The 26,627-nt window shown below is 70.1% G+C and carries 20 protein-coding genes; 11 read left to right on the top strand and 9 right to left on the bottom strand.

Annotation, left to right across the window (positions count from 1 at the left end):
- Position 1 precedes the first annotated feature (1 nt).
- Positions 2 to 940 (top strand): LysR substrate-binding domain-containing protein, encoded by a 939-nt coding sequence (locus tag ACVFYP_RS19410; protein ID WP_499201849.1) that lies wholly within the window; start codon positions 2 to 4, stop codon positions 938 to 940.
- Positions 941 to 1,072: 132 nt separating this feature from the next.
- On the opposite strand, the gene ACVFYP_RS19415 is transcribed toward ACVFYP_RS19410, so the two are convergent.
- Positions 1,073 to 2,053: a Bug family tripartite tricarboxylate transporter substrate binding protein gene (locus ACVFYP_RS19415; protein WP_499201850.1), complete on the bottom strand. Its 981-nt coding sequence runs from the start codon at positions 2,051 to 2,053 to the stop codon at positions 1,073 to 1,075.
- Between the two features lie 148 nt (positions 2,054 to 2,201).
- On the opposite strand from ACVFYP_RS19415, the gene ACVFYP_RS19420 reads away from it, so the two are divergent.
- Entirely contained in the window at positions 2,202 to 3,302 is a 1,101-nt protein-coding gene (locus ACVFYP_RS19420) for a 4-oxalomesaconate tautomerase (RefSeq protein WP_499201851.1), read from the top strand.
- 34 nt (positions 3,303 to 3,336) lie between these two features.
- On the opposite strand, the gene ACVFYP_RS19425 is transcribed toward ACVFYP_RS19420, so the two are convergent.
- On the bottom strand, positions 3,337 to 4,182 hold the full coding sequence (locus ACVFYP_RS19425) for a sulfurtransferase (RefSeq protein ID WP_499201852.1): 846 nt from the start codon (positions 4,180 to 4,182) through the stop codon (positions 3,337 to 3,339).
- Positions 4,183 to 4,234: 52 nt separating this feature from the next.
- Between ACVFYP_RS19425 and ACVFYP_RS19430 the strand changes: the two genes are divergently transcribed.
- Both ACVFYP_RS19430 and ACVFYP_RS19435 read left to right on the top strand, forming a co-directional pair.
- The gene (locus ACVFYP_RS19430) at positions 4,235 to 5,539 is read left to right on the top strand and encodes an MFS transporter (protein WP_499201853.1); all 1,305 of its coding nucleotides are present in this window, start codon (positions 4,235 to 4,237) and stop codon (positions 5,537 to 5,539) included.
- Positions 5,540 to 5,638: 99 nt separating this feature from the next.
- Positions 5,639 to 9,709, top strand: a complete 4,071-nt coding sequence (locus ACVFYP_RS19435) for a PAS domain S-box protein (RefSeq protein ID WP_499201854.1) — start codon at positions 5,639 to 5,641, stop codon at positions 9,707 to 9,709.
- Here the strand turns inward: ACVFYP_RS19435 and ACVFYP_RS19440 are convergent.
- Complete coding sequence (locus ACVFYP_RS19440; RefSeq protein WP_499201855.1) at positions 9,636 to 11,792, bottom strand: ATP-binding protein; 2,157 nt, start codon at positions 11,790 to 11,792, stop codon at positions 9,636 to 9,638. The two genes, ACVFYP_RS19435 and ACVFYP_RS19440, sit on opposite strands and share 74 nt — an antisense overlap.
- Positions 11,793 to 12,092: 300 nt before the next feature.
- Between ACVFYP_RS19440 and ACVFYP_RS19445 the strand changes: the two genes are divergently transcribed.
- A complete protein-coding gene (locus ACVFYP_RS19445; RefSeq protein ID WP_499201856.1) occupies positions 12,093 to 12,923 on the top strand; it encodes a response regulator transcription factor in 831 nt (276 codons plus the stop codon).
- Between the two features lie 16 nt (positions 12,924 to 12,939).
- Positions 12,940 to 14,184 carry a sensor histidine kinase gene (locus tag ACVFYP_RS19450; protein ID WP_499201857.1) on the top strand — a complete coding sequence of 415 codons (1,245 nt, stop codon included), beginning with the start codon at positions 12,940 to 12,942 and terminating at the stop codon, positions 14,182 to 14,184.
- Positions 14,185 to 14,256: 72 nt separating this feature from the next.
- Here the strand turns inward: ACVFYP_RS19450 and ACVFYP_RS19455 are convergent, their stop codons facing one another.
- The gene (locus ACVFYP_RS19455) at positions 14,257 to 15,774 is read right to left on the bottom strand and encodes a tripartite tricarboxylate transporter permease (protein ID WP_499201858.1); all 1,518 of its coding nucleotides are present in this window, start codon (positions 15,772 to 15,774) and stop codon (positions 14,257 to 14,259) included.
- On the bottom strand, positions 15,774 to 16,238 hold the full coding sequence (locus tag ACVFYP_RS19460; protein ID WP_499201859.1) for a tripartite tricarboxylate transporter TctB family protein: 465 nt from the start codon (positions 16,236 to 16,238) through the stop codon (positions 15,774 to 15,776). The genes ACVFYP_RS19455 and ACVFYP_RS19460 overlap by 1 nt, the downstream gene beginning before the upstream one ends.
- Before the next feature lie 359 nt (positions 16,239 to 16,597).
- On the opposite strand from ACVFYP_RS19460, the gene ACVFYP_RS19465 reads away from it, so the two are divergent.
- The 5 genes from ACVFYP_RS19465 to ACVFYP_RS19485 all read left to right on the top strand — a co-directional run bounded on the left by ACVFYP_RS19465 (position 16,598) and on the right by ACVFYP_RS19485 (position 22,424).
- Complete coding sequence (locus ACVFYP_RS19465; protein ID WP_499201860.1) at positions 16,598 to 17,278, top strand: response regulator; 681 nt, start codon at positions 16,598 to 16,600, stop codon at positions 17,276 to 17,278.
- Positions 17,275 to 18,651, top strand: coding sequence for a sensor histidine kinase (locus ACVFYP_RS19470; protein WP_499201861.1), 1,377 nt, complete (start codon positions 17,275 to 17,277; stop codon positions 18,649 to 18,651). The genes ACVFYP_RS19465 and ACVFYP_RS19470 overlap by 4 nt, the downstream gene beginning before the upstream one ends.
- Before the next feature lie 80 nt (positions 18,652 to 18,731).
- Positions 18,732 to 21,095, top strand: a complete 2,364-nt coding sequence (locus ACVFYP_RS19475; RefSeq protein WP_499201862.1) for a xanthine dehydrogenase family protein molybdopterin-binding subunit — start codon at positions 18,732 to 18,734, stop codon at positions 21,093 to 21,095.
- Positions 21,092 to 21,934, top strand: a complete 843-nt coding sequence (locus ACVFYP_RS19480; RefSeq protein ID WP_499201863.1) for an FAD binding domain-containing protein — start codon at positions 21,092 to 21,094, stop codon at positions 21,932 to 21,934. The genes ACVFYP_RS19475 and ACVFYP_RS19480 overlap by 4 nt, the downstream gene beginning before the upstream one ends.
- Entirely contained in the window at positions 21,921 to 22,424 is a 504-nt protein-coding gene (locus ACVFYP_RS19485; RefSeq protein ID WP_499201864.1) for a (2Fe-2S)-binding protein, read from the top strand. Before ACVFYP_RS19480 ends, ACVFYP_RS19485 begins: the two co-directional genes overlap by 14 nt.
- On the opposite strand, the gene ACVFYP_RS19490 is transcribed toward ACVFYP_RS19485, so the two are convergent.
- From ACVFYP_RS19490 to ACVFYP_RS19505, 4 genes are read right to left on the bottom strand one after another with little or no spacing between them, the layout of a single operon-like run.
- Entirely contained in the window at positions 22,386 to 23,816 is a 1,431-nt protein-coding gene (locus ACVFYP_RS19490) for an amidohydrolase family protein (protein WP_499201865.1), read from the bottom strand. The two genes, ACVFYP_RS19485 and ACVFYP_RS19490, sit on opposite strands and share 39 nt — an antisense overlap.
- Positions 23,806 to 25,080, bottom strand: a complete 1,275-nt coding sequence (locus ACVFYP_RS19495; protein WP_499201866.1) for a TRAP transporter large permease — start codon at positions 25,078 to 25,080, stop codon at positions 23,806 to 23,808. Before ACVFYP_RS19495 ends, ACVFYP_RS19490 begins: the two co-directional genes overlap by 11 nt.
- Entirely contained in the window at positions 25,077 to 25,547 is a 471-nt protein-coding gene (locus ACVFYP_RS19500; protein WP_499201867.1) for a TRAP transporter small permease, read from the bottom strand. The genes ACVFYP_RS19495 and ACVFYP_RS19500 overlap by 4 nt, the downstream gene beginning before the upstream one ends.
- The gene (locus ACVFYP_RS19505; RefSeq protein ID WP_499201868.1) at positions 25,544 to 26,521 is read right to left on the bottom strand and encodes a TRAP transporter substrate-binding protein; all 978 of its coding nucleotides are present in this window, start codon (positions 26,519 to 26,521) and stop codon (positions 25,544 to 25,546) included. The genes ACVFYP_RS19500 and ACVFYP_RS19505 overlap by 4 nt, the downstream gene beginning before the upstream one ends.
- Between the last annotated feature and the right edge of the window lie 106 nt (positions 26,522 to 26,627).

A 26,627-nucleotide genomic window follows, 5' to 3' on the forward strand; every position in this document is an offset into this window, starting at 1 on the left:
CATGACTCTCGCCGGCCTGTCACTGCGTGACCTGGAATACCTTCTGGCCGTCGCGGAACATCTCAGCTTCGGCCGCGCAGCCCAGGCCTGCGCCGTCAGCCAGCCCACCCTCTCCGCCCAGATCCGCAAGCTGGAAGAACTGCTGCAGGTCGAATGCTTCGAACGCGCGCCCCGCGGCGTGCTCATCACCCCCCGCGGCGCCGAACTGATCGCCCAGGCACGGCTGATCGTCGCCGAAGCCCGCCGCATGTTCGAAATCGCGGCCGCCGGCGCCGCCCCCCTGGAAGGCACCTTCCGCCTCGGCGTCATTTCCACCCTCGGCCCCTACCTCGTGCCCTTCCTGCTCAAGCCCCTCCGCGCCCGCTTCCCGCATCTGCGCCTGCTGCTCTCCGAAGGCCTCACCCGCCACCTGGCCCGCCAGGTGGAAGACGGCGAACTCGACGCCATCCTCGCCGCCTCCCCCCTGCCGGGCCCCGACCTGACCGAACTCAAACTCTTCCGGGAGGAATTCGTCCTCGTCGTGCCGCGCGACCACCCCCTGGCCCGCGTCGAACAGGTCAGCCGCACCGACATCCCCGTGGCCGAACTCATCCTGCTCAGCGAAGGCCACTGCCTGCGCGACCACGCCCTGGCCTACTGCCCCACCCGCCTGCAAATCGACCGCCCCGAACTCCAGGCCGCCAGCCTGGAAACCCTGCGTCAAATGGTCGCCGCCGGCGTCGGCTGCTCCTTCATGCCGCAACTCGCCGTACAAGTCGGCGCCCTGCTGGACGACATGGTCGCCTACCGCCGCATCGGCGACGGCACCATGGCCCGCGACGTCGCCCTGTTCCACCGCCCCGGCTTCAGCCGCATCCGCGACGTCCGCCTGCTCCGCCAAGCCATCCGCGACATCCTCGCGGAGCAAAGCGCCGTCAAAGTCGCGGCAACGCTGGCATAGCCGGGGGCGGCACTGAGTGGTTTGCAAGGAGGGCTCCGCCCTCCCTGCACCCTCCCCGCCAAGGGGCAGTGGCCCCTTGGCGGGGAGGGTGCGGGAGGGGCAGTGCCCCTCCCGCCAACAACCAGTGCGCCCTCAGCTATCGCTACCGATACCCGCCTTTTGGATGACGTCGCGCCAGCGCGGGATTTCGGCGGTGAGTTGGGCGGTCAGGGCGGCGGGGCCGTCCATGCGGATGATGGCGGCGGCGGGGCTGAGGCGGGCGTTCAGGACTTCGTCGTCGCGCATGGCGGTCAGTTCGCTGATCAGGCGGTCCATCAGGGCTTGTGGCATGCCTTTGGGGGCGAACATGGCAAACCAGTTGGGGGCGGAGTAGCCGGGGACGAGTTCGGCGATGGCGGGGACATCCGGCACGGCGGGCACGCGCTGGGGCATGGTCATGCCGAGCAGGCGGGCCCGGCCCTGGCGGTGGTGGGACAGGACTTCGACGCTGCTGCCGAAGACGAAGTCGATTTCGCCGGTGTAGATCGCGTTCACCGCCTGGCTGACGCCGCGATAGGGCACGTGGACGGTTTCGACACCTGCCAGGGCCGCGAATTGCGCGCCGGCGAGATGGTTGGCGGAGCCGACGCCGCCGGAGCCGTAGGTCAGCTTGCCGGGATTGGCCTTGGCTTCGGCGATCAGGCTGGCGAGGTCGGTGAAGCGGCTGTCGGCGCGCACCATCATGCCGGCGGGCACGTCGCATACAACGGTCAGCGGGGCCAGGTCGCGCAGCGGGTCGAAGTTCAGCTGGCGTTGCAGGGTCGGCAGGATGGAGATGGAGGAGGAGATGAACAGCAGCGTCGCCCCGTCGGGCGGCGAATTGGCGACCATTTGCGCGCCGAGGCCACCGCCGACGCCGGGGCGGTTGTCGATGATGAAGGTGGCGCCGAGGGTGCGGCTCAGCCGGTCGGCGATGATGCGGGCGGGGACGTCCTGGGGGCCGCCGGCGGCGAAGGGGATCACGATGCGCACCTGGCGGATTGGCCAGGATTCCTGCGCCCGGGCCAGGAAGGGTGTGGCCAGGGTGGTCAGCAGGGTGCCACCGGCCAGGCGCAGGGTGTTGCGTCGGTTCATCATGTCGTTCCTCCAGCTCGGCCCGTCTGGCGTGCCGTTATCCCGCCATTCTGGACTTCGTGGAGGCATTCGTCACCCCACCCTGTCTTCCCGCGGGCCCGGTTGCGGGAGTATTCGACCTGACATTCGCGCCTTGAAGGACCAGCCCATGACTCTCCAGACCCCGATCCCCTGCACCTTCATGCGCGGCGGCACCAGCCGCGGCCCTTACTTCCACCGCGGCGACCTGCCAGAGAGCCGGGAGGAGGCGGGGAAGGTGCTGCTGGCGGTGATGGGCTCGCCTGATGCGCGGCAGATCAACGGGCTTGGCGGCTCCACCACGCTGACCAGCAAGACGGTGATGGTCAGCAAGGCCGCGCCGGGGGAGAAGCAGCAGGTCGACTACCTGTTCGCCCAGGTCTCGGTGGACAAGGATTTCGTCGATTGGGGTCCCACCTGCGGCAATATGCTGGCGGGCATCGGCCCCTTCGCCATCGAGGAAGGGCTGGTGCCGGCGCAGGACGGGGAGACGAAGGTGCTGATCCGCGCCGTCAATACCGGCGCGCTGATCGAGGCGGTGGTGCAGACCCCGGGCGGCCGCGTGACCTATGATGGCGATGCCGCCATCGCCGGCGTGCCCGGCACCGCCGCGCCCATCGTGCTGAACTTCGCGGATGCCGTGGGCGGCGCGACGGGCAAGCTGATGCCGACGGGCCATGCGCTGGATCACATCGAGGGGGTGGACGTGACCTGCCTCGACGTCGCCATGCCGGTGGTGATCGCCCGCGCGAAGGACCTCGGCAAGACGGCGCGCGAATCGGCGAAGGAGCTGGACGCAGACAAGGACTTCATGGCGCGGATCGAGCGCATCCGCCGCGCCGCCGGCCTCGCCATGGGCATGGGCGATGTGGCGGGCAAGGTGATGCCGAAATTCGCCATGGTGGGCGAGCCCGCCGGCGGCCAGGGCGTCGCGGCGCGCTACTTCACGCCGCTCGCGACGCATGAGGCGATGGCGGTGACGGGCGGCATCTGCATCGCCAGCGCCTGCAAGCTGCCCGGCACGGTGGCGCAGGGTGTCGCCGTGGTGAATGACGAGGCGCGGGAGATGGTGACGCTGGAGCACCCGACCGGCGTGATGGAGGCGGTCATCACCACCGGCACCGCGGAAGACGGCAGCGCCACCATCCTCGGCGGCGGCACGCTGCGCACGGCGCGGCGGATCATGAAGGGCGAGGTCTATATCCCGGCCAAGGTCTGGGCCGGAAAGTAAGACCAGCCGATCCGCGACGGCGGGCGCCTGGGGTTCAGGGCCGCCCGCCGATCGCCACCGGGCGCGCCGGATCGGCGGCCCAGGCGGACCAGGAACCGGGATACATCGCCGCCTCGATGCCGATGGAGGCCAGCGCCGCCACCGCATGGGCGGCGGAGATGCCCGCCCCGCAGCTCACCCCCACCGGCCCACCATCGTCGAGGCCGTGCGCCGCGTAGAGGTGGCGCAGCGTCGCCGCATCGGTGAAGCCACCCGCCTCGGTCAGGTTGTCGATGGCGGGGGCGCTGAGCGAGCCGGGGATATGGCCGCGCCGGGCCTCCCCCGGCGCGGTGATGCCTCCGATGTAATTGGCACGGATGCGGGTATCGATCAGCCGCCCGCGCGCCGCCAGCGCCGCCGCCTGGTCGGCATCCAGCACCTTCAGCCCGCCGCCGGTCAGGGTGATGTCGCCGGGGCTGCGCAGGCCGGGCTCCGTCGCCATCGGCAGGCCGGCGGTTTGCCAGGCGGCGAATCCACCATCCAGCAGCCGCACCTGAGCCACACCGGCCCAGCGCAGCACCCACCAGCCCCGCGCCGCCTGCAAGCCGCGATCATGGTCATAGACCACCACGAAACTGTCGGCGGACAGGCCCCAACGCCGCGCATAGGCCTGCAGATCGGCGAGTTCCGGCAACGGCCGGCTGCCGCGCGTGCCGCCGCCCGGCCCGGCCAACTCGCTGGGCAGGTCCACATCCAGCGCGCCCGGGATGCGTGGCAGGGCGGCATCCGCCGCGACGCGCGGATTGCGCACCGCCAGCACCACCACGCCGGGCCGCTCGCGCAGCAGCCGGGCCAGCGCCGTGGCGGTGATCAGAACCTGGTCGCGAGGGTCGGACGGCATCTTGGCTCCAAGCGGCGGTGAGGCCCGCGCAGCATGCCGGGCTGGATGGCGGATGGCGAGGCTGGACGGCGCCGCCGCGCGCGTGTCCCCTGTCCGGATGCAAGATGCCGCACCCGACGCCACAAGCCTGCTGCGGCAACGCCCTTTCGCGCTGTTCCTCGGCTCCCGCATCCTGTCGGCCGCGGCCTTGCAGATCCAGGTGGTCGCTGTCGGCTGGCAGGTCTACGACCTGACCGACAGCGCACTGGCGCTGGGCCTGGTCGGGCTGGCGCAGTTCCTGCCGATGCTGCTGCTGACACTGGTGGTGGGCCAGGTGGCGGACCGGGTGGACCGGCGTCGGCTGGTCGGGCTGTGCCGGCTGACCACGGCGCTCGGTGGGGCGGGCCTGGCCTGGGGCAGCCTGGCGGGCTGGCTGGACCGCGATGCCATCTTCGCCTTCGTGGTGCTGTTCGGCACCGCCCGCGCCTTCGAGATGCCGGCCCAGCAGGCGCTGCTGGCGGGGGTGGTGACGGGGCGCGACCTGCCGCGCGGTACCGCCATGTCGACCTCCGCCAACCAGGTCGCCACCATCTGCGGGCCGGCGCTGGGCGGGTTCCTCTACGCGCTGGGCGGTGCCAGCGCGGCCTATGGGCTGGCGGCGCTGGCCTTCCTTCTGGCGGGGCTGATGGTGCTGGCCATCCGCATTCCGTCCCGCACGCTGATGCGCGGCAAGGTGACGCTGGAAAACCTGTTCTCCGGCCTGACCTTCATCTGGTCGCGGCCGGCGCTGCTGGGCGCGGTTTCGCTGGACATGATGGCGGTGCTGCTGGGCGGCGCGGTCGCGCTGTTTCCGATCTATGCCAAGGACATCCTGCACACCGGCCCCTGGGGCCTCGGCATGCTCCGCGCTTCGCCCGCCATCGGCGCGCTGGCCATGTCGCTGCTGCTCGCCTGGCGGCCCATCGGCGGCAAGGCCGGCCAGCGCATGTTCCTGGCGGTGATCCTGTTCGGCCTCGCCACGGTGGTCTTCGGCCTGTCCCGCTCCCTGATCCTGTCCAGCGCGGCGCTGGTGGTGCTGGGCGCGGCGGATGTGGTCAGCGTGGTGGTGCGGCAGTCGCTGGTGCAGCTTTCGACGCCGGATGAAATGCGCGGCCGGGTGGCGGCGGTGAATGCGCTGTTCATCGGCACCTCCAACCAGCTTGGCGAATTCGAATCCGGCGTCGCTGCGGCCCTGCTCGGCCCGGTCGTGGCGGTGGTGCTGGGGGGCGTGGGCACAGTGGCGGTGGCGCTGGTCTGGATGCGCCGCTTTCCGGCCCTGCTGGCGATCGACCGGCTGGAGGATGTCGCCCCGGCGGCGCGCCCACCGCCCCGTGATTGACTTGCCTTGGCATCGCGATATTATTAGCGGTTAACCGGGCAGGAATGGTGTTTACCATGGCTGCGGCCTTGATGGCTCGGTCCACCCGGAGACCCTTCCTTGACGCTTGCGCCGGACAATCCTGTCTCGCCATCGGCGGAAGCCGAGCGTCTCTCGGCCCTGCACCGCTATGCGGTGCTCGACACCCTTCCGGAAGACGCCTTCGACCGCGTCGCGCGCCTCGCCACGCAGTTGCTGGATGCGCCCGTCGCGCTGATTTCCTTCCTCGATGCTGATCGCCAATGGTTCAAGGCGCGGCTGGGCACCTCCGTGCGCGAGTTGCCACGCGAGCTCGGCATGGGCGACAGGATCGCGGAGCGGGGGGAGCCGTGGGTGGTGCCGGATCTGTTGCTGCATCCGGATTACGTCGCGCATCCGCTGGTAGCGGGCGGACCCGGCTACCGCTTCTATGCCGGCGCGCCGATCATCACGCCGGATGGCCATGTCATCGGCACGCTCTGCGTGATGGATACCCGCCCGCATGCGCCGCTGGAGGCATCGCGCCTTCAATCCCTGACCGATCTGGCGGCAGCGGTGATGGCGCAGTTGGAGTTGCGACGACAGCTCGCGGCGCGGGAGGCGGAGGCAACGCATGCCGCGCTGCGGGAGAAGCTGCTGCGCAGCGTGGCCGAGACCCCGACTTTCGGCGCCGCCATCGCGGCCGCGCTGGAGGCGCTGAGCCAGGATACCGACAGCGTGCTCTGCCTCTTCTTCCGCCTGGCACAGGATGGCCGGCGGTTGCAGATCATCGGCAGCAAGGGTGCAGGCGCGCTGGCGGAACCTGAGCATCTGGCGCGGCTGCGCGCCATGGAGCTGACCGTCGAACACACCGCCGCGGGCGCCGCGATGCGGGAGGAACGGCAGATCATCCTCACCGATCTGGGTCCCGAGATGCAGCTTCGGTATCCGGGCGCGGCCCTGTCGGTGAATCTCGGCATGGCCGCGCTGATCGTCACCCCGGCCACGATCGGGGCGGATCGCTACTGCATCGCGGTGGGCTTTCGCGCCGGTCGGCGCGACCTGCAAGCGGTCGCTGCACGGCTGCGCGATGCCGCCAGCACGCTGCTGCCCCTGCTCCGCCGCCGCCAGGATACCGAGGAGGCGGAGCTGTTCCGCCGGGTGGTCGATGCCAGCGATGCCCCGGTGGTCATCACCAATGCCGAGGCCGCCTCACCGGAAGGCCCCACCATCCGCTACGTCAACGCAGCCTTTGAACGGCTGACCGGCTACGCGGCGGCGGAGGTGATCGGCAAATCACCCCGCCTGCTGCGACACCCGGATGCGCAGCCCGCCGCGCGCGAGGCTGTCCGGCGGGCGCTGGAGGCAGGCCAGCCGGTCCGCCAGGACATCCTCAACCGCCGGCGGGATGGCAGCAGCTATTGGGTGGAGCTGAACATCTCGCCGGTGGTGGACGAGACCGGCTGGCGCAGCCATTGGGTGGCGGTCCAGCGCGACATCACCGAGCAGCGCGCCAGGACCGAGGCGCTGAGCGCCAGCGAAGCGGCGTTCCGCGATCTGTTCCAGCAGCATCCCGCGCCGATGTGGGCCTATGACAAGCAGACCCTGGCCTTCCTGGAGGTGAACGAGGCGGCCGTCGCCGCCTATGGCTGGACGCGGGCGGAATTCCTGCGGATGACGCTGCGCGACCTGCGGCGGCCAGAGGACCGCGAGGAAACCCGGGCGGCGCTGGAGGACCATCCCGGGCTGCGCATCACCGGCCCCTGGCACCATCAGACCAAGGCCGGGGAATTGCGGCAGGTGCAGGTGCTGTCCCGCGCCATCGATTTCCGCGGCCGCCGCGCCGGTCTGGTCGTGATCTGGGACGTGACCGAGCGTCTGCGGGCGGAGAATGCGGCGCGCGCCCTGGCAACGGAGCTGGATACGACCCTGGAGAGCATCTCCGACGGGCTGTGCTCGCTCGACCATGACTGGCGCCTGACCCGAATCAACCGCCATGCGGAGCGACTGCTGCGGCGCGACGCCAGCAGCCTGCTGGGCCGCGTGGTCTGGGAGGCGTTTCCGGAAATTCTCGGCACCGCGCTGGAAGACGGCGCCCGCAGGACGGCCGAGGATCGGGAGATGCGGCGCTTCGAGCGCCACATGCCGTCCCTCGGGGCTTGGCTCGACATCACCGTCTATCCCGCGCCAACCGGGCTGACCGTCTATTTCCGCGACATCACAGTGCAGCACCAGCGCGACGAGAAGCTGCGGTTGTTGGAGGTGGCGGCCAGCAAGCTGAACGACATCATCACCATCACGGAGGGCGATCCGGTGGGGCCGGCCGAGATCGCCGGCGTTGATCCGACGCTGCCAGGCGGCCGCCGCACCGTCTTCGTCAATCCGGCTTTCGAAAGGCTGACGGGCTTCCGGCCGGAGGACCTGTTGGGCCGCTCCCTCAGCATCCTCCAGGGCGCGAAGACGGACCGCGCGGAGCTCGACCGGATTCGCGACGCGGTGGCGGCCAAGCGGCCGATCCGCGCCGAGCTCCTGAACTACCGCAAGGACGGTGACGAAATCTGGCTGGAGCTGGACATGGTGCCGGTGTCCAATGATGACGGCCATGTCAGCCACTGGGTCACCGTGGCCCGCGACATCACCGAACGCGAGCAGGCGGTCTCACGCCTGGCGCGGCAGGCGGCACTGCTGGACCAGGCGCGCGACGCCATCCTGGTGCGCGGCACAGACCACCGCGTGGAATACTGGAATCGCAGCGCCGAGCGCATGTATGGCTGGACCGCCGAGGAAGCCATCGGCCGCCCGATCACCGAACTGCTGTATTCAGAGACCGCCGAGTTCCGCCGCGCCACATCGCACGTGCTGGCGCAGGGCGAATGGCGTGGCCAGATCACGCAGCGTCGCAAGGATGGCTCGGAACTGGTGGTGGATGGCGTCTGGTCGCTGCTGCGCGACCCGGATGGCGTGCCGCGCGCCGTGCTCGCCGTGAATACCGACATCACTGAGCGGCTGGAGCTGGAGCAGAAGCTGCGGCAGTCGCAGCGGCTGGAAGCGATCGGCCAGCTCACCGGCGGGGTGGCGCACGACTTCAACAACCTGCTGACCGTGATCCTCGGCAATTCCGAGATCCTGTCGGAATGCCTGCGTTCGGATCCGGAGCTGCGCCAGATGGCGGAGATGAACATGGCGGCGGCGGAGCGCGGCGCAGCGCTGACCAGCCGCTTGCTCGCCTTCTCTCGCCGCCAGGCGCTCGATCCCAAGATCATCGACGTCAATGCGCTGCTGGCCGGGTTGCACCAGATGTTGCAGCGGACATTGGGCGCCCATATCGAGATCGGCATCGTCGCGGCGCCGGGCCTTTGGCAGGCCCTGATCGATCCGCCGCAGCTGGAGAACGCGGTGGTGAACCTGTGCATCAATGCGCGGGACGCCATGCCCGCCGGCGGTCGGCTGGTGGTCGAGACCGCGAATGTGCAGCTCGATGCCACCTATGCGCGACAGGAGGGTGAGGTCCAGCCGGGCGCCTATGTCTGCATCACCGTCTCCGATACCGGCACCGGCATGACGCCGGAGGTGGTGACGCGGGCCTTCGAGCCCTTCTTCACCACCAAGGAAGTGGGCCAGGGCAGCGGTCTCGGCCTCAGCATGGTCTTCGGCTTCATGAAGCAGTCCGGCGGGCATGTGAAAATCTACTCGGAGCCCGGACACGGCACCGCCGTGAAGATGTACATCCCCCGCGCCGCCCTTCAGCGGGCCGATGACGGCCGCGGATCGGAAGCGGAGATGCTGCTGGGCGGCCGGGAAAGGCTGCTGGTGGTGGAGGATGACCCGCTGGTGCGCGACCATGTGGCGGCCCAGCTGCGCGACCTGGGCTATGAGGTCGCCGTCGCGGAAAGCGCCTTCGAGGCCCTGGCGATACTGCAACGCGGCCCCGCATTCGACCTGCTGTTCACCGATGTGGTGATGCCCGGCGGCATGCACGGCCCCGCTCTGGCGGAGGCCGCGCGCCGTGACCGCCCTGGCCTGCGGGTGCTGTTCACCTCCGGCTATACGGAGAACGGCATCGTGCATCAGGGCCGGTTGGATGCGGGCGTGCTGCTGCTCAACAAGCCCTATCGGCGGCGGGATCTCGCGCAGAAGGTGCGCGATGCGCTGGATGCGCCACCCGCGCGCTGACCGCCGCCAGCAAGGCCTGCCGGGCGAAGGGCTTCCGCAGGAAGCCATCCTCCGCGCCTCCCAGCGCGGCGACATCCGGTGCGCAGCCGGACATCAGCAGCACCGGAAGGTCGGGCCATCCGGCGCCGATCCGGGCGGCGAGGTCCAGGCCATCCAGATCGTCCGGCATCAGCACATCCGACAGGACCAGATCGAAACTCTCCCCGGCTTTCAGCCGCGCCAGGGCTTCCGCCCCGCCGCCGACGGCGGCGACCCGGTAACCAGCCATGGTGAGCATGCGGGTGATCATCGCCCGAATTTCCGGCTGGTCGTCGACCACCAGGATATGGGCGCCCGCCGGCGCCTCCGCCGCACCGGCCGAAGGGTCGGCCGAAAGGATGGACGGCGGAGCGGGTCGCACCGGGGCCGAAACGGGCCCGGCCGCCGCGGTCTGGCCGGTGGCGAGGCGCAGATACAGGGTGACGGTGGTGCCCTTCCCCACCTCGCTTTGCAGCGCCACCTGGCCGCCGAGCTGGGTGACCACCCCATAGACCTGCGACAGGCCCAGCCCCGACCCGGCCCCGGCCGGCTTGGTGGTGAAGAAGGGGTCGAAGGCATGCGCCAGCACCTCCGCCGGCATGCCGCCGCCACTGTCCTCCACCGACAGGGCGATGCGCTCGCCCTCCGCCAACGCGGCGCGGCGGATGGCGATGGAGATTCGGCCCGGCAGGCGCGCCTGGCCCTTGCCGTGCAGGATGGCGTCGCGGGCATTGCTGACCAGATTGCCAACCGCCGCCTGAAGCTGCGCCGGATCGGCAAGGCAGGCCGGAAGGCCGGGATCCGCTTCCAGCCGCAGGACGATGGCAGGGGTGGCGAGGTCGCCCAGCACCGGCAGCAGGCTGTTCAGCAAGGTCGAAAGATCGACCGGCTCCACCCGCAACACCTGAGTCCGGGCATAGGCCATCAGACTGGCCGCGAGCTGGGCACTGGCCTCGGCGGCCCCGAGGGTGCGCCGGGCCACGCCGCGCAGCGCCGGATCGGTGACCGATTCCTCCAGCGTTTCCAGATTGCCTATGACGACGGTCAGCAGGTTATTGACGTCATGCGCCACGCCGCGCGCCATGCGGCCCAGCGCCTCCATCGCCCGCGCCTCCTGCAACTTCGCCTCGGCCGCATGCCGCCGCTCGGCCTCCCGCTTCAGTTCCGCCAGCGCCCGGGCCCGGCCGCTGGCGCCGCACCAGGTCATCCAGGCGGCGCCGGACAGGACGAGGATGACCAGCAGCGTCAACGCCGCCAGCCAGGTCGTCTCGCGCTGCCACATCTCAAGTCGCGCGGGCAGGTCCACGCCATAGGCGACCCGCAGTGGAAACGGCGCCACATCGCGCCAGGCATACAGGCGCATCGCGCCATCCAGGCTCGACTCGCCCCACACCAGCCCGCCATTCCGGGTCCGTAGCAGCGGGCTGTCCGGGCCAAGCCATTCCGCCTCGATCTGCGGCTCCCGCGCCAGCAGCGCGCCATCCTCCCGCAGTAGCACCGCGGCGCCGCCCAACTGCGCCATGGCCGTGCGGAAGATCTCGCGCACGGCCATGGGGCTGATCGCGACATGGATGGTGCCGATGAACGGCCCATCGGGCGGGCCGCGCCGCCGGCTGAGGGCGAAGGAAAGCTGGCCGCTCAGCCGGCCGACATAGGGTCGGCTGATGACATAGGGCAGCGGAGACTCCCGCCGGGCGATGAAGTGCTCCATGTCGGAGATGTCGAGGCCTGGCGGCTGCGGCGTGCTGGAGGCGAGAACCCGACCCTGTGCATCCGCCACCACCAGCGACACCGTCTGGTCCAGACGGGCGACGAGGGCGGTCAGGCGCTCGCCGCTGGGCCCGGCGGAGATCTCCGCATCGCTCAGGCCGCGAATCTTGTCCTCGGCCAGGTCGAGCAGCAGTTCCTGCGTCTCCAGCAGCGTCTGCACATGCCGGTGGATGACGGCGAGGGTGCCCTCCGTATCGCGCTGAGCCTCGCGCCAGATCTGCGCGCGACGCTCCGTCGCGACCCCTGCCAACGTCATCAGGGGCAGCAGCACCGTGAGGGCCAATAGCAGCAGCATCGCGCGGCCAGGACGAAGCGGGCCCTCCGCCCCATGCGCCTCGGCGGAAGATCCGGCGGCGGGCCGGACCAAGATCGTGGAGGGATGGCTTATCATGCAGGGACGACTTCGGTCATAGGGCGTTTCGCCGTCCCGGTGAGGCTGGCCTCGCGCCGCGCCGACGCCCGCGATGCGGGGGGGGGTGCGCTTAGCGCCAGGAAGACTTAGCATGCGCAGTCGCCTGAAGCTTGTCGACACGCCACCACGAGCCCCATAAACTTTACCCGCGCCGGATGACGGCCGCCCAGATGGGGAGCGTCCATGGCCGACCACGCGACACCCGCATCATTGCTTCCATCGGGGCTGCCACCGAAATTGCCGGCGGAACTGCCATCTGGCCGGGCCGCCGGCAATAAGCGCCCGGTTCTGGTTCTGGAGGATGATGCGGCGGTGGCGGAGGCCATCTGCGCGGCGCTGCTGCGCGATGGCTGGGAAACGGTCCTGGCAACCACGCTGGCCGAGGCCCGCCTGCGCCTGCTGCAGGACCGGCCGCGCCTGGTCATCGCCGATCTCGGCCTGCCCGACGGCAATGGCATCGCCTTTGTCCGCGAAGCCGCCACCTGCGCCGATCTTGGCATCATCGTCGTCAGCGGCAGGTCGGAGGAGGTGGACCGCGTGGTGGGGCTGGAGGTCGGGGCGGACGACTACCTCGCCAAGCCCTTCTCACTGCGGGAGATGATCGCCCGCGTGCGGGCGCTGAACCGCCGGCTGGACAGCCAGGCCTCCCGCTCCCTGCCCGCCGAGCCCCAGGCGGCGGCGAAGCCGGATAGAAATTCGACGGTCGAGCCGGGCTCCTGGATGGTCGCCGGGCTGGTCCTGCAACCCGCACGGCAGCGGATGCTGGCCGCCGATGGGACAGAGACGCGGCTGACCGGCGCCGAAGCCGGGATGCTGCGCCTGCTGCTGACGGAGCCCGAGCATCTGGCCGGGCGGGAAGCGATCTCGGAACAGATCCTGGGCCGCAAGCTGCTGCCGCAACAGCGCAGCGTGGATCAATTAGCCTCCAACCTGCGCCAGAAAATGCTGGCCGCCTCCTCCGGCCTTGTCACCATCGCCGCCCAGCGTGGCCGAGGGTACCGGCTGATCTGGTGAGATTATGACCGAATCCTTGACTGACCAACCGGCGATTTCGGCTCTGACCGTCCTGGTGGTGGATGATGAGTGCGCCATTGTTGACCTGCTGCTGCGGGCCCTGACCCAGCGTGGCCTCAGCGTTGTGGGCGTGTACGATGCGGAGGCCGCGAAGGCGCGGGTTCGCGCGGATTCCAGCATCGGCGTTGTTCTTTCGGATGTGCGGATGCCGGGGCAGACCGGCCTGGCGCTGGCCGAGGAATTGCTGCGCGACCGCGCGGAGACGGAGGCGCTGGAGGTGGTGCTGCTGACCGGCGGCGCCACCGCCGATGTCGCGCTGGGCGCGCTCCGCGCCCGCACCTTCGACCTGGTGCAGAAGCCGCTGCGTCTGGGGGAGGTTGCGGCGGTTGTGGAGCGGGCGCTCGCCAGCAGCCGCGCCCGCCGCGCCCGTGCCCGCCGCGATGCGGAGGTGGAGGAACGCATCCGTGCCGCGGAGGCGGAACGCGCCCGCCTGTCCCAGGTGCTGGATGCCTCCGCCGCCCGGCTGGACAATGCGGAAAGCGCCCTGGCGGCCAGCCACCGCATGCGCAATGACCTCCTCGCGGTGATCTCGCATGAGATGCGCACGCCCTTGATCCCGATCATCGGATTCTCGGAGATCCTGGCCAGCGGCGCGAGCCTGCCGCCGGCGGCGGTGCGCGACTACGGACGGCTGATCCATGAGGGGGCCGAATCGCTGCTGGCATTGATCAGCAGCGCACTCGACATCGTGGCCCTGCAGCATGGTGGCGGCGTAACCCAGGGCCTGCCGGAGCCGCCGGAACGGCTGCTGGGCCGGGTGCTGTCGCGGCAACAGCCCAAGGCGGCCGCGCGTGGCGTGCTGCTGAACCTGGCGCATGTGCCGGACTGCATGCTGGGCGGCGACAAACGGCTGCTGGAGGCCGCGCTGGGCCATCTGCTGGACAATGCCATCAAGGCGTCGCCGGGCGGCACCACGGTGACGCTGGGTTGTGACGGACTGCCGCAGGGCGGCGCGGTGCTCTGGGTGCGGGATCGCGGGCCGGGCCTGCCGGCGGGGCTGCTGGAGCAGGTCGGCACCCCCTTTCTCCAGGCGGACATGTCACTGACCCGCGTCTGGCCCGGCGCCGGGCTCGGCCTCGCTTTGGCCCAGCGCGTTGCCGTCGCCCATGGCGGTCGGCTGGTGCTCGGTGCGGCGGAAGGCGGCGGTACCGAAGCGCGGATCGAGCTGCCGGGTGTCGTCGGGCCTCCGGCAACGCCGTGAGGCGACGCCGGCCTGTTCTCCGCCTTCGAACGGCGCTGCCGCAGCCTTCGCTAAGACAGCGCCGCAGGGGTATTACGGCAACGGCAGCGCCGCCTTCGCGGCCGGCTTCGGCTTCAGCGCGGACCAGGCGACCCAGAGCAGCAAGCTGACCGAGGCGGCGATGAAGACCGCGCTGATCGGACGCTCAAGGAACACCATCGCATCGCCGCGCGACAGCAGCATGGCGCGGCGCAGATGCTCCTCCATCAGCGGGCCCAGCACATAGCCCAGCAGGAGCGGTGCCGGCTCAAAGCCCAGCAGCACCATCAGATAGCCCATCACGCCGAAGCTCAGCGCAAGCCCGACATCGAAGAGCGAGTTGTTGATGCTGTAGACGCCGACGCAGATGAAGAACAGGATCGCCGGATACATCAGACGGTACGGAATCATCAGCATCCGCACCCACAGCCCGATCAGCGGGATGTTCAGCGCCACCAGCAGCGCATTGCCGATCCAGAAGCTGGCGATCAGGCTCCAGAAGATGTCCGGGTGCTCGACCGGAAAGCGCGGCCCGGGCTGAATACCGAAGATGATCAGCGCGCCCAGCATCAGCGCCATCACCGCGTCACCCGGAATGCCCAGGGTCAGAGTCGGGATGAAGGCGGTTTGCGCCGCTGCGTTGTTCGAGGATTCCGGCGCGGCGACGCCCTCGATCGCGCCCTTGCCGAAGCGCTCCGGCGTCTTCGAGATGCGCTTCTCGAAGGCATAGGACATGAAGGAGGCGATGGTGCCGCCGGTGCCGGGCAGGATGCCGAAGAACGACCCGATGGCGCTGCCACGCAGGATCGGCCTGGTCATGCCGCGCATTTCCGCGCCGGTCGGCAGCATGGAGCGCATCGTCATCCGCTTGCCGCGCTCGATCACCGAGCCCTGACTGCCATTGATATTGGCCAGGATGTCGGCGATGCCGAAAAGGCCGGTGGCGACGGCGACGATGGTGATGCCATCCGACAGTTCCGGGAAATCGAAGGTGTAGCGCTGCATGCCGGTCTGCACATCGGTGCCGACCATGCCGATCAACAGGCCAACGATGACCATGGCGATGCTCTTCAGCGCCGAACCCTGCGCGAGGGTGGAGGCTGCGATCAGGCCGAGCGCCATCATGGCGAAGTATTCGGCCGGGCCAAACAGCAACGCCATCCGCACCATCAGCGGCGAGAAGAACATCATGATGAGGATGCCGATGCAGGCGCCGATGAAGGACGAATACATCGAGGTGAAGATCGCCACCCCCGCCCTGCCCTGCCGCGCCAGCGGATAGCCGTCGAGGCAGGTCACGGCGTGGGAGGCGACGCCCGGGATGTTCAGCAGGATCGAGGTGGTGGCACCACCATACTGCGCACCGTAGTAGATGCCGGCGAGCATGATCAGCGCGCCGGTCGGCTCCATGCCGAAGGTGATCGGCAGCAGCATGGAGATGGCGGCCAGCGGGCCGATACCCGGCAGCACGCCGATGACATTGCCGCAGATCACGCCGAGCAGCGAATAGCCCAGGTTCTGAAATGTCAGCGCGATGCTGAACCCGGCGATGAGGTTGTTGACGCTATCCATCAGTGGAAGCCCTGCAGCAGCGTGAAGCGGATTTCGAGCACATAGGTGAAGAAGCTGACGCCCACGGCGGTGATGGCGATGGCGCTGATGATCGCCGTGCGGAGGCTGTTGCGGTGGTCCGCCAGCGCCGAGATCAGGATCAGCAGCAGTGTCGCCGGGATGAAGCCCAACCGGTCACCCGTCAGCACGAAGGCGAGGACGGCGCCGCAGACATGCAGGATGGCGCGCATCGAGGGCGGCCGCAGCGTGCCGTCCTCCCACCAGTTCCGCACAAAGCCCTTGGCGACGATGGCCGCACCGATCAGGCAGAGCAGCCCGCCGAGCACCACGGGGAAGAAGCCAGGGCCCATGCGCCGCAGATTGCCGAAGGTGTAGTCCGCGGCGATCGCCATGGCGGTGATGCCGAGCAATATCAGCGCGACGCCTCCTATGACGTCGCGAAGGTCGTAATCCAGTTTCCTCATCCGGGGCTTTCCTGTGGGGTCGGTTCTGTCTGTTGCGGGTCGGACGCGGATGGATCAGGCGGCGATAATCATGACAATTTGGACATATCGAAGCAGAACAGGATTCGGCGGCCAGGACGTTGCCTGTGCCGCAAATCCCGGGCTGGCTTGGCGGGTGAGGCGCAGGGCAAATATTTCCCATTGTCCATCTTTCCCGGACGCCTTGCTGTCATGGGGTGTCAGGCCTGCCTCCGCTCTGGTGCGCCGGCGCGCAATTCGCGAAAGCTACCCCTCCAAGCTGTCACCGGCCTGACATGTGGCGGCGGGCTGGCGCCCCCCGATACCGGTCGGGCCACCGCGTCGTCCGAGGCTGAAATCTCATGCGCCTGCTCCTGGTCGAGGATGATCCGCATCTGGCGGAGCTGCTGATGCAGGGCCTGCGGCGTGCCGGCTGGGCGGTGGACCTGACCACCTGCCTGCGCGATGCGGAGGCGGCGCTGGCCACGATCAGCTACCAGACCATGGCGCTAGACCTCGGCCTGCCGGATGGCGATGGGCTGGAATGGCTGCGCGGCCTGCGCCGCGCCGGCACGGCGCTGCCGGTGCTGGTGCTGACGGCACGCGGCCGTATTGCCGAGCGGGTGATGGGCCTCGATGCCGGGGCAGACGACTACCTCGTGAAGCCCTTTGCCTTGCAGGAACTGGTGGCGCGCATCACCGCGGTGCTGCGCCGGGCTGCCACGCCACCGCGCATGCGCCACAGCCTCGGCAATCTGGAATTCGACCCGGCCGCGCATGAGGCGACCGTCGCCGGCGCCCCCGTGCCGATGCCGCGACGGGAAGTGATGGTGCTGGAAACGCTGATCCGCGCCGCGCCGCGCCTGGTGGCGAAGCCGGCGATCGAGACCGCGCTGGGCAGCTTCGACCGCGATATCGGCGCCAATGCGGTGGAGGTCTATGTTGGCCGGCTGCGCAAGCGGCTGGCGCTGGCCGGGGCCGATGTGGTGATCCGCACCGACCGGGGCCTGGGCTACCGCCTTATGCTGGACGCGGCGGGATGACGGTTCGCACGCCATCCCTCCTACTGGCCTTCGGGCGCAGCGTCATCCTGGCCGTCGCCGTCACCAGCCTGGCGCTGCTGCTGCTGCTGTCCGTGCGCAACAGCCAGATCATCGACCGGATCGAGAACCGCGCCTTGCAGGGCCGTGCGGAGATGATCGCGCAGCATCTGCGGCGGGACACGGAGGGCAACTGGGTGCTCGACCTGCCCGCCGATGTCGCCGCGGCCTTCTCCATCGTCTATGGCCGCGCCGCCTATGCGGTGGTCGATGCCACGGGCGCGATGCTGCTGGGTGCCGGCACCGCCACGCCGCTGGCGCCATCCACACAGCGGGTCGTGCCGGCGCCTTTCGAACTCGAACGCGGCGGCCGCATCTTCAACGGCATGTCCGTGCCGGCGCTGGTCGAGGGTGTGCCGCTGACCATCCAGGTGGCGGAGGATCAGGACCATCCCGATGTGCTGCTGGACGATGCCCGCAGCGGCTTTCCGATCCATGTCGCCTGGGTGGTGCTGCTGCCGGTTCTGATCGCCTTCGGCGCCGCCGAGGTGGCGGTGCTGCATCGGCTGACCCGGCCGATCCGCCTGCTGTCGCGACGGGTCGAGCGCCTGTCCCCGCATCGCCCGGAGCAGCGCCTGCCGGAACAGGGCCTGCCCAGGGAGGTGCTGCCCCTGGCGCATGCGGTGAATGGCGCCCTGGCCCGGTTGCAGGCTGCGCGAGAAGCGCAGCGCGCCTTCACCGCCCATGCCGCCCATGAATTCCGCACCCCGCTCGCCGTGCTGCGCGCCCGGCTGGAATTGCTGGCCGATCCGCGCACCGCGCAGATCTTGGGGGACGATCTGGCGGTGTTCGAACGCCTGGTGGCGCAGATGCTGGCCATTGCGGAGGTCGATGACGCCAATGCCTTGCCCGATGTCGCGCTCGATCTGCGGCACCTGATCGAGAGCGTGATGCGCTTCGTCGGCACCCTGGCCGCGCCGAAGGGCATCACCCTGCGGGCCGAATTGCCGGAGGCGCCGGTCTGGCTGCGGGCGCATGAGGAAGCCTTGTCCCAGGCGGTGATGAACCTGCTGGAGAATGCCATCGGCCATGCGCCGGAAGGCAGCAGCGTGCGCATCAGCCTGTCGCCCACCGGCGCGCTCGACGTGGCCGATTCGGGCCCCGGCGTGCCGGAGCATGAGCGGGAAGCCGTGTTCCGCCGCTTCTGGCGTTCCAACCGCCGTATCGCCAGCGACCGCCGCGGCGCCGGCCTCGGCCTCGCCATCGTGCAGCGCGCGGCGGAGATTCATGGCGGCCGGGTGGAGATCGGCACCGCGCCGGAAGGCGGCGCGCTGTTTCGGCTGCGGCTGCCGACCCTGTCCGGGGCGCCGGGCTGACCGGATCATCCCGCTGGGATGCAAGGTTGCGGTGCCTGCGCCACTCGGCTTGACTGCGCCTTCGCCAGAAGGATCCCGCCTTGCCCGACCAGCTTCTGTCCCGCGCCGGCGCGGTCGGCCAATCCATGCCCCGCTCGGCCACACGCCGGCTGGTGGCGGGCGGCGGGCGCTATCTGGACGACCAGGCCTCGCGCGGCGAATGGCACGCCGCCTTCCTGCGCAGCCCCCTGCCCCACGCCCGCTTCACGCTAGACTGCGCCGCCGCGCGCGCCCTGCCCGGCGTCGGCGCCGTGTTCACCGCCGTTGATCTGGCGGCGGCCTGCCGGCCCTGGCAGACCGCCTCCGCCAGCTTTCCCGGCCTTGTCTCTCCGCCGCAGGGACCGCTGGCGGAGGGGCGTGCCACCTGGCAGGGGGAGCCGGTGGCGATCATCCTCGCCGCCTCCCGCGCCATTGCCGAGGATGCGGCGGAAGCCATCGTCGCCACATGGGACGAACTGCCCGCCGTGACCCGGCTGGAGGCCGCGCTGGAGGCGGGCGCGGCGCGCACGCATCCCGACCTTGCCGACAACCGCGCCTGGTCGATGGAGCTGCGCCACGGCGATCCGGAAGCGGCCTTCGCCGGCGCCGCGCTGGTGGTGGAGGAAAAGCTGACCTTCACCCGCCACACCGGCGTGGCGCTGGAACCGCGCGGCGCGATCGCCGGCTGGGATCAGGATGAGGTGACGGTGCGCCTGTCGCACCAGATGCCGCATCAGATGCGCCTGCATATCGCCGAGCAGTTCGGCGTGCCCACCAGCCGCGTGCGCGTCATCTGCGGCGATGTCGGCGGCGGCTTCGGCATCAAGATGCATGTCTACCAGGACGAGATGGCCGTCATCGCCGCCGCGCGGCTGGCGCGTCGCCAGGTGCGCTGGGTCGCCGACCGGATGGAAAGCCTGCTGGCAGATATCCACGCGCGGGAACACATCGTCACCGCGCGCATGGCGGTGGATGCGGCGGGGCATATTCTCGGTTTCGATGTGCGGGACCTTCAGGGCCTCGGCGCCGTCTCGGTCTATCCGCGCAGCAGCACGGTGGAGGCGATCAGCGTGCTGCGGGTGATCGGCGCGCCCTATCGCTTCGCCCATGCCAAGGCGCGTATCGACTGCGTCTTGCAGAACAAGGTGCCGACCGGCCAGTACCGCGCCGTCGGCGCCCCGGTGGGCTGCGCCGTGACGGAATGGCTGGTAGAGAAGGCCGCTCGGGCACGTGGCGAGGATGGCTTCGCCTTCCGCGCCCGCAACCTGATGCGGGAGGACGAGATGCCCTGCACCAACCCGCTCGGCGCCGGCTTGCATGGCATGCGCCATGAGTCGGTGGTGGCGGAGATGCGGGCGCTGATGGACCTGCCGGCGCTCCAGACCGAGATCGCGGAGGGGCGCGCCGCTGGCCGGCTGCTGGGGCTGGGGCTCGCCATGACGGTGGAATTCACCGCTTCCGGCCCCGTGGTTTATGGCGCGGCGCGTGTAAATGTCGCGGCGACGGATACGGTGGTGGTGACGCTGGAACCGGATGGCGTGGTCAGCGCCCAGGCCAGCATCACGGAAATCGGCCAGGGCATTACCCAGGGCCTGGCCCAGGTGCTGGCCGATGCCATCGGCGTGCCGGTCGATTCCGTGCGCGTGCAGGCCGGGGACACCCAGGCCGCGCCACATGGCGGCGGCGCCTGGGCCAGCCGCGGCGCCGCTATCGGCGGCGAGGCCGCCTGGGGCGCCGGCCGGGCGCTGCGGGCGCAGTTGCTGCAAGGCGCCGGCGCGCTGTTGCAGGCGGCGCCGGAGACGCTGGATATCCGCGACGGCCAAGTGGTGGACGCCGCCGGCACGCCGCGCATGGCGCTGTCCGATCTGGCGCATACCCTGCTGTTCCGCGGCCACGAAATGCCCGGCGGCGTGACCCCCGGCCTGACCGCCTCCCATCACTATCGGCGGGAAGCCGATGCGACGCTGGCCAATAACGGCATGCAGGCGGCGCTGGTGGAGCTGGACGGCACCACCGGCCTGGTGCGCGTGCTGCGCTACTGGATGGTCGGTGATTGCGGCCGGCTGCTGAACCCTCTGCTGGTCGATGGCCAGTATCGCGGCGGCATCGCCACCGGCATCGGCGAATCCCTTCTGGAGGCCTGCCGTTACGATGCGGAGAACGGCCAGTTCCAGTCCGGCACGCTGGCCGACTACCTGCTGCCGATGGCGATGGACATTCCCGACATCGCGCTCGGCCATGTCGAGACGCCCTATGCCGGCAGCGTGCTCGGCGCCAAGGGCGCGGGCGAATCCGGCACCGGTGGCGTGCCGGCGGCGATCCTCAATGCGGTGAATGACGCGCTGGCGGCAGCCGGCGGCGAGATGGTGACCGAGATGCCGATCCAGCCCATGGCCGTGCTGCGCGCTTTGGGGCGGATGGCATGACGCCCAACCGCTTCGACTACGCCCGCCCCACCACCTTAGCGGAAGCGCTTTCCCTGCTCGCCCGGCATGGTGAGGACGCAGCGCCATTGGCCGGCGGCCAGAGCCTGATGCCCATGCTGGCGATGCGCGTGGCGCGCCCGGCCCTGCTGATCGACCTGAACCGGCTGCCGGGGCTGGATGGCATCGTGCTGGAAGGCGCGACGCTGCATATCGGCGCCCTCGCCCGCCACGCGGCGGTGCTGGCGCATCCGCTGGTGGCGGCGGAGGCCCCGCTGCTGCATCTGGCACTGCGCCACGTCGCCCACCCCGCCATCCGCAATCGCGGCACGCTGGGTGGCAGCCTGGTACTGGCAGATCCGGCGGCGGAAATGCCCGCCTGCATGGTGGCGCTGGAAGCGACCTTGGTGCTGGCCTCCGACGCCGGGGAACGCCGCGTGGTGGCCGCGGATTTCTTCCAGGGCCTCTACGCCACCGCCCGGCGCGCGGATGAGATTCTGCTGGGCGTGGAGATACCACGCGCCCTCGGCTGGCAGCCCTGGTTTGCCGAGGTCGCGCGGCGGCATGGCGACTACGCCATGGCCGGCCTCGCCATGATGGCGCGGCGGGAGGCGGGGCGCATCGCCGAGGCGCGCTGCGCCTTCTTCGGGGTGGAGGCCGCGCCGCGCCGCCTGCCGGCCCTGGAGGCGGCGTTGCGGGACGGCACCGATGCCGCCGCGCTGCTGCCGGGGCTGCTCGACCCGCTGGCCTCGCCGGAGGCCACCGCCCCCTACCGCCTGCACCTGGCCCAGGCGCTGCTGCGCCGCGCCGCCGAGGGAGCGCCCTTTCATGCTGCCGCCTGACGAGCCCACCGCCCCCCTCGCCTGCACCGTGAACGGCCGCGCCGTTTCCGGCCGCGCACCGTTGCGCCAGACCCTGGTGGAATGGCTGCGCGCCGATCTCGGCCTGACCGGCAGCCATGTCGGCTGCGCCCATGGTGTCTGCGGCGCCTGCCATGTGCGGCTGGACGGCGCCGTGGTGCGCGGCTGCCTGGTTCTGGCGGTGCAGGCCGATGGTTCGGTGGTGGAGACCATCGAGGCCGCGACCGGCCCGGAAATCACAGCGCTTCAGGCCGAATTCGTCCGCCACGCCGCGCTGCAATGCGGCTTCTGCACGCCGGGGATGCTGTTGCAGGCGGCCGAGCTGCTGCGCGAGGACCCCAACCCCTCCCGCGCCGCGATCCGGGAGGCGCTGTCCGGCAACTACTGCCGCTGCACAGGCTATCAGCCGATTGTCGATGCCGTGCGAGCGGCCTCAGCCGCGTTGCAGGCCGACGGCGTAGAAGGCGCGTAGCCCTTCGGCGTAGCGCTGGGAGACCGCGCGCCAGCCGGCGGCCTCTGCGCTGCCGGCGCGCGCCTGCGCATCCAACTCCGCTTGCGCCGCGTCGAGGTCGAGGCCGGTCAGTCGACCCTCCACCACCACATCCCGCCCCGCCACCACAAGGCGCCGCACATGGCCGCGCGTGGCGCGCTGGGCCAGCAAGGCGGGCTCGTCGGCGGGCAGCAGCAGGTCGTCAGCGTCGCGGCGCAGCACCAACAGGTCGGCGGCGGCGCCGGGCGCCAGCGGCACGGCATCCCGGCCGCCGCCCAAAACCTCCCGCCCCGCGACGGTGCTGGCTTCCAGAATGGCGGGCAGAGGCCAGCCCTCGGTCAGGCCGGAACCGCGATGCAGCATCCAGTTCAGCCGCATCTCGCGCAACGCGTCGTCATCATCGTCCACGCTGAAGCCATCGAGCCCCGTCACCAGCCGCAGCCCGGCGCGATGCATCGCCGCCGCCGGCGCCAGGCCGTTGCGCAGGTTGAGGTTGGAGGAGGTGTCGATGCTGACGGCCACGCCGCGCTCGGCCAGCAGCGCGATTTCCTCGCCGCGCAGATGCACGCCATGGGCAAGGGACAGGCGCGGCGTCAGCAGCCCGATCTCGTCCAGGAAACGCAGCGGCCCGTACGGCCAGGCGGCGTCAAGATAGGCGCGCTGGATCGGGCTTTCCAGCAGATGCATATGCACGCGTCGCCCGGTCAGCGCACTGCGTTCCGCCACCAGCCGCAATAGTTCCGGCGAGCACCATTCCAACCCGTAGGGGCCATACTGGACGTCGATCAGCGGATCATCCAGCTCGGCAGCCAGATCCTCGACCAGCCGGATCTGATCGGCCGGCGAGGCGGGCGCGCGCAGCAGGCGGGCGCGCACGGCCTGCGCCACCTCCGCCGGCAGCGCCGCCAGCACGGCTTCATCCGGCGCGTAGCCCAGTGCGTTGATGTCGCGCAGCGCGACGGCGATGGCGACGCGCACGCCGATGGTGCGCGCAGCGCGCGCCACCTCCCGCAATTCCGCCGCGACACGGGAAGGGTCCTGCGGGCGGGTGTAGTGGACCATGATGGCGCCGCAGCCGGACAGCGCCTGCCGGCCCAGCGCATTCGCCACCACCAGCCAGGGATCGGCCACGGGCGATCCCGTCATCACCGCCAGCCACATCTCCAACGGAAGGTCGAAGGCGGCCAGCGAGGTCGGGCGCACCCCGCGCGCATGGTCATGCGCATTGGCGAGCGGTGGCATGATCCATTGGCCGGTCTCCGCCGCCGGCGCATCCTGCGTCACGCCGCTGGCGGTAAAACCCAGGCGGCGGGGCCCGCAGCACAGGCAGCCGCCGCCGGGGCGGATCAGGATGCCGCTGGTCTCAGCCGTCATAGAGGCCCATCAGCCGCGGCACGACCAGCACCAGATCCGGCCAGAGCGCCACCAGCAGGGCCACAGCCGACATGGTCAGCAGATAGGGCGCCAGCGCGCGGGACAGTGCCGGCAGGCTGGCGCCGCTCAGCCCGAGCACGATGTACAGCCCGACACCGAGCGGCGGCAGGAACAGCGCGATGCCCATCACCGTGGTCATCACCAGCCCATAATGCAGCGGATCGATGCCGAGTTCGCGCGCGATCGGCACGAAGACCGGGATGATCATCAGCATGCCGGGCACGCCATCCAGCAGCGCGAACAACAGCAGGAAGACCACCAGGCTGAAGACCAGGAAGCCGATGCGCCCGCCGCCGATCTCCGCGATCACGCCCGCCAGCACCTGCGGCACCTGTTCCACCGTCAGAAGCCAGGCGAGGATATTGGCGCCGGCGATCATCAGCATCACCGCCCCGGTCGCGATGCCGGACCGCACCACGGCCGCCCAGAAAAACTGAAAGCTGAGTTCCCGGTGCAGCATGCCGGCCAGCACCGCATAGGCCACCGCGACCACGGCCGCTTCCGTCGGCGTGAAGGCGCCGCCCAAAATGCCGCCGAAGATGATGACTGGCAGGCCCAGTGCCAGCAGCGCGCCACGCAGCGCCCGCCAGCGCAGCGCCGCCCCCTGGCGCGGCTCCGGCGGCGGGCCCGCACCTTCCAGGCGAATGTGCAGCATCAGCGCCGCCGCCATCACAGCCGCCGGCAACAGCCCCGCAGCGAAGAGCGCGGCGATGGAGGTGTTGGTGACGGAGCCATAGACCACCATGGTCAGGCAGGGGGGCACCAGGATGCCCATGCCGGCGGAGGCCGCCACCACGGCGCCGGCCCGCGCCGGGCCCCAGCCCTTCTCCTTCATGCTCGGCAGCATCACCGATCCCACCGCCGCCGCATCGGCGCTGGTGCTGCCGCTGACGCCGGAGAACAACACCATCGCCACCACAGTGACATTGGCAAGCCCGCCCTTCACATGGCCAACCAGCGCATTCGCCAGGGTGATGAGGCGGCGGGAGATGCCGCCGGTTTCCATCAACTCACCCGCCAGGATGAAGAAGGGAATTGCCAGGAAGGTGAAGCTGTCGATGGCCCCAAAGGTGCGGCTGGCGACGATGTCGAGCGGCACGCCATCCATCAGCCACAGCCCGATCGCCGCAGCCGCGCCGAGCGCGAAGGCGATCGGCACGCTGAGCGCGACGAAGGCGGCGAAAGCAATCAGCGCGCCGGTCATGGTGTCGGCTCTGGCCCCACTCGCAGTGCCAGCAGCACCAGATGCAGCAGCATCAGCGCCGCGCCGACCGGAATCGCCGCATAGGGCAGCGACATGCGGAAGGGCAGCGTCGCCGCATCCTGCATATGCGCCTGCATCGTCTCATTCACACCGGTCACCAGCAGCACCAGAAGGAAGCCCGCACCCACCACCATGGCGAGGCCACGCGCAAGCCGCGCCAATGCGGGCGGCACGCGCTCCACCAGCGCCGTCAGCGTGTAGTGCCCGCCATGGCGCATCGCCAGCGCGGCGCCGATCATGGAGACCCAGACGAACAGGTAGCGTGCGGCTTCCTCCGACCAGATCAACGGCGCGTTGAAGACGTAGCGCGCGATGACCTGCGCCAGGGTCGCGCCCGTCATCGCCAACACCAGCAGGCCAAGCGCCACCGCCTCGGCCTGCGCCAGCCCCCGTTCGAAACGCTTCATCCGCGCGCGGCGTCGGCGAAGCGCGCAACCAGTTCCTTGCCGAGACGCTCCTCGCTCTGCTCATAGGTGCGGCGGCCGGCGGCGATGAAGGGCGCGAGGTCGGGGCGCGTGATGGTGACTCCGGCGGCAGTGATGGCAGCGAGTGCGCCGGCCTCGCGCGATTCACGCTCCGCCGTCACCGCGGCGCGGCCATCGAGCGAAGCGGTGGCGATCCAGCCGCGTTGTTCGGCGGACAGCCGCGCATGCTGGCGCTCGCTCATGACGAAGGTGTTCACCAGCATCATGTGGTTGGTGATGGCCAGATTGCGCGCGACCTCCGCGTGGCGGGAGGAGAGGTAGGTGACGTTGTCATTCTCCGCCCCGTCGATCACGCCCTGCTGCAAGGCCGTGTAGATCTCGCCAAAGGCCATCGGCGTCGGCGCCGCGCCAAGCGCGCGGAACAGCGCGATGAAGGAGGGGTTCGGGATGACGCGAATCTTCTGGCCGCCAAGGTCGCCGATCGCATTCACCGGGCGGCGCGTATAGATGTTGCGGAAGGTCACTTCCCAGAAATGCACCACGCGGAAGCCGGCGCGCGCGGCGGGTGCCACCAGTTCCGCTTCCGCCACCGGACCATCCAGCAGGCGAAAGGCGCTGGCGCTGTCCGGCACGAGATAAGGCAGGTCCAGCACGCCGAAGGGCCGCACGAAATTCACCATATTGGCGGAGGCGTCGATCACGCCGTCCAGCACGCCGGCCTGCACGTTCTGCCACATCTCCCGCTGCGCCCCGAGCTGGGAGGAGGGGAAGATCGCGGCCTTGAGCCGGCCGCCTGACAATTCCTCCAGCCGTTCCGCCATGCGGCGCGCGCCGATGATGATGGGATGCTGCGGGTCCAGCGCGCTGCCGATGCGCAGCGTCCGGGCTTCCTGGGCGCGCGCCAGGCTGGGCAGTGCGAGGGTGGCGAGGGGCAGAAGGGCGCGTCGCGTGAACATGGGGAAACGTCCGGACTATTCACTTGTATGGAAGCTGTCGCGGCCGGCGCTTTCAAGTCGCCAAAGTCGATCTTCCACCCGCCCGGGACGCCATCCGCCGCATCCC

The sequence above is a fragment of the Roseomonas sp. F4 genome, from assembly GCF_053891155.1.

Coding starts and splice junctions, on each gene's coding strand:
- ACVFYP_RS19410 (WP_499201849.1), top strand. CDS start 2: ATGACTCTCGCCGGCCTGTCACTGCGTGACCTGGAATACCTTCTGGCC.
- ACVFYP_RS19415 (WP_499201850.1), bottom strand. CDS start 2,053: ATGAACCGACGCAACACCCTGCGCCTGGCCGGTGGCACCCTGCTGACC.
- ACVFYP_RS19420 (WP_499201851.1), top strand. CDS start 2,202: ATGACTCTCCAGACCCCGATCCCCTGCACCTTCATGCGCGGCGGCACC.
- ACVFYP_RS19425 (WP_499201852.1), bottom strand. CDS start 4,182: ATGCCGTCCGACCCTCGCGACCAGGTTCTGATCACCGCCACGGCGCTG.
- ACVFYP_RS19430 (WP_499201853.1), top strand. CDS start 4,235: ATGGCGAGGCTGGACGGCGCCGCCGCGCGCGTGTCCCCTGTCCGGATG.
- ACVFYP_RS19440 (WP_499201855.1), bottom strand. CDS start 11,792: ATGCTGCTGCTATTGGCCCTCACGGTGCTGCTGCCCCTGATGACGTTG.
- ACVFYP_RS19445 (WP_499201856.1), top strand. CDS start 12,093: ATGGCCGACCACGCGACACCCGCATCATTGCTTCCATCGGGGCTGCCA.
- ACVFYP_RS19455 (WP_499201858.1), bottom strand. CDS start 15,774: ATGGATAGCGTCAACAACCTCATCGCCGGGTTCAGCATCGCGCTGACA.
- ACVFYP_RS19460 (WP_499201859.1), bottom strand. CDS start 16,238: ATGAGGAAACTGGATTACGACCTTCGCGACGTCATAGGAGGCGTCGCG.
- ACVFYP_RS19465 (WP_499201860.1), top strand. CDS start 16,598: ATGCGCCTGCTCCTGGTCGAGGATGATCCGCATCTGGCGGAGCTGCTG.
- ACVFYP_RS19470 (WP_499201861.1), top strand. CDS start 17,275: ATGACGGTTCGCACGCCATCCCTCCTACTGGCCTTCGGGCGCAGCGTC.
- ACVFYP_RS19480 (WP_499201863.1), top strand. CDS start 21,092: ATGACGCCCAACCGCTTCGACTACGCCCGCCCCACCACCTTAGCGGAA.
- ACVFYP_RS19485 (WP_499201864.1), top strand. CDS start 21,921: ATGCTGCCGCCTGACGAGCCCACCGCCCCCCTCGCCTGCACCGTGAAC.
- ACVFYP_RS19490 (WP_499201865.1), bottom strand. CDS start 23,816: ATGACGGCTGAGACCAGCGGCATCCTGATCCGCCCCGGCGGCGGCTGC.
- ACVFYP_RS19495 (WP_499201866.1), bottom strand. CDS start 25,080: ATGACCGGCGCGCTGATTGCTTTCGCCGCCTTCGTCGCGCTCAGCGTG.
- ACVFYP_RS19500 (WP_499201867.1), bottom strand. CDS start 25,547: ATGAAGCGTTTCGAACGGGGGCTGGCGCAGGCCGAGGCGGTGGCGCTT.
- ACVFYP_RS19505 (WP_499201868.1), bottom strand. CDS start 26,521: ATGTTCACGCGACGCGCCCTTCTGCCCCTCGCCACCCTCGCACTGCCC.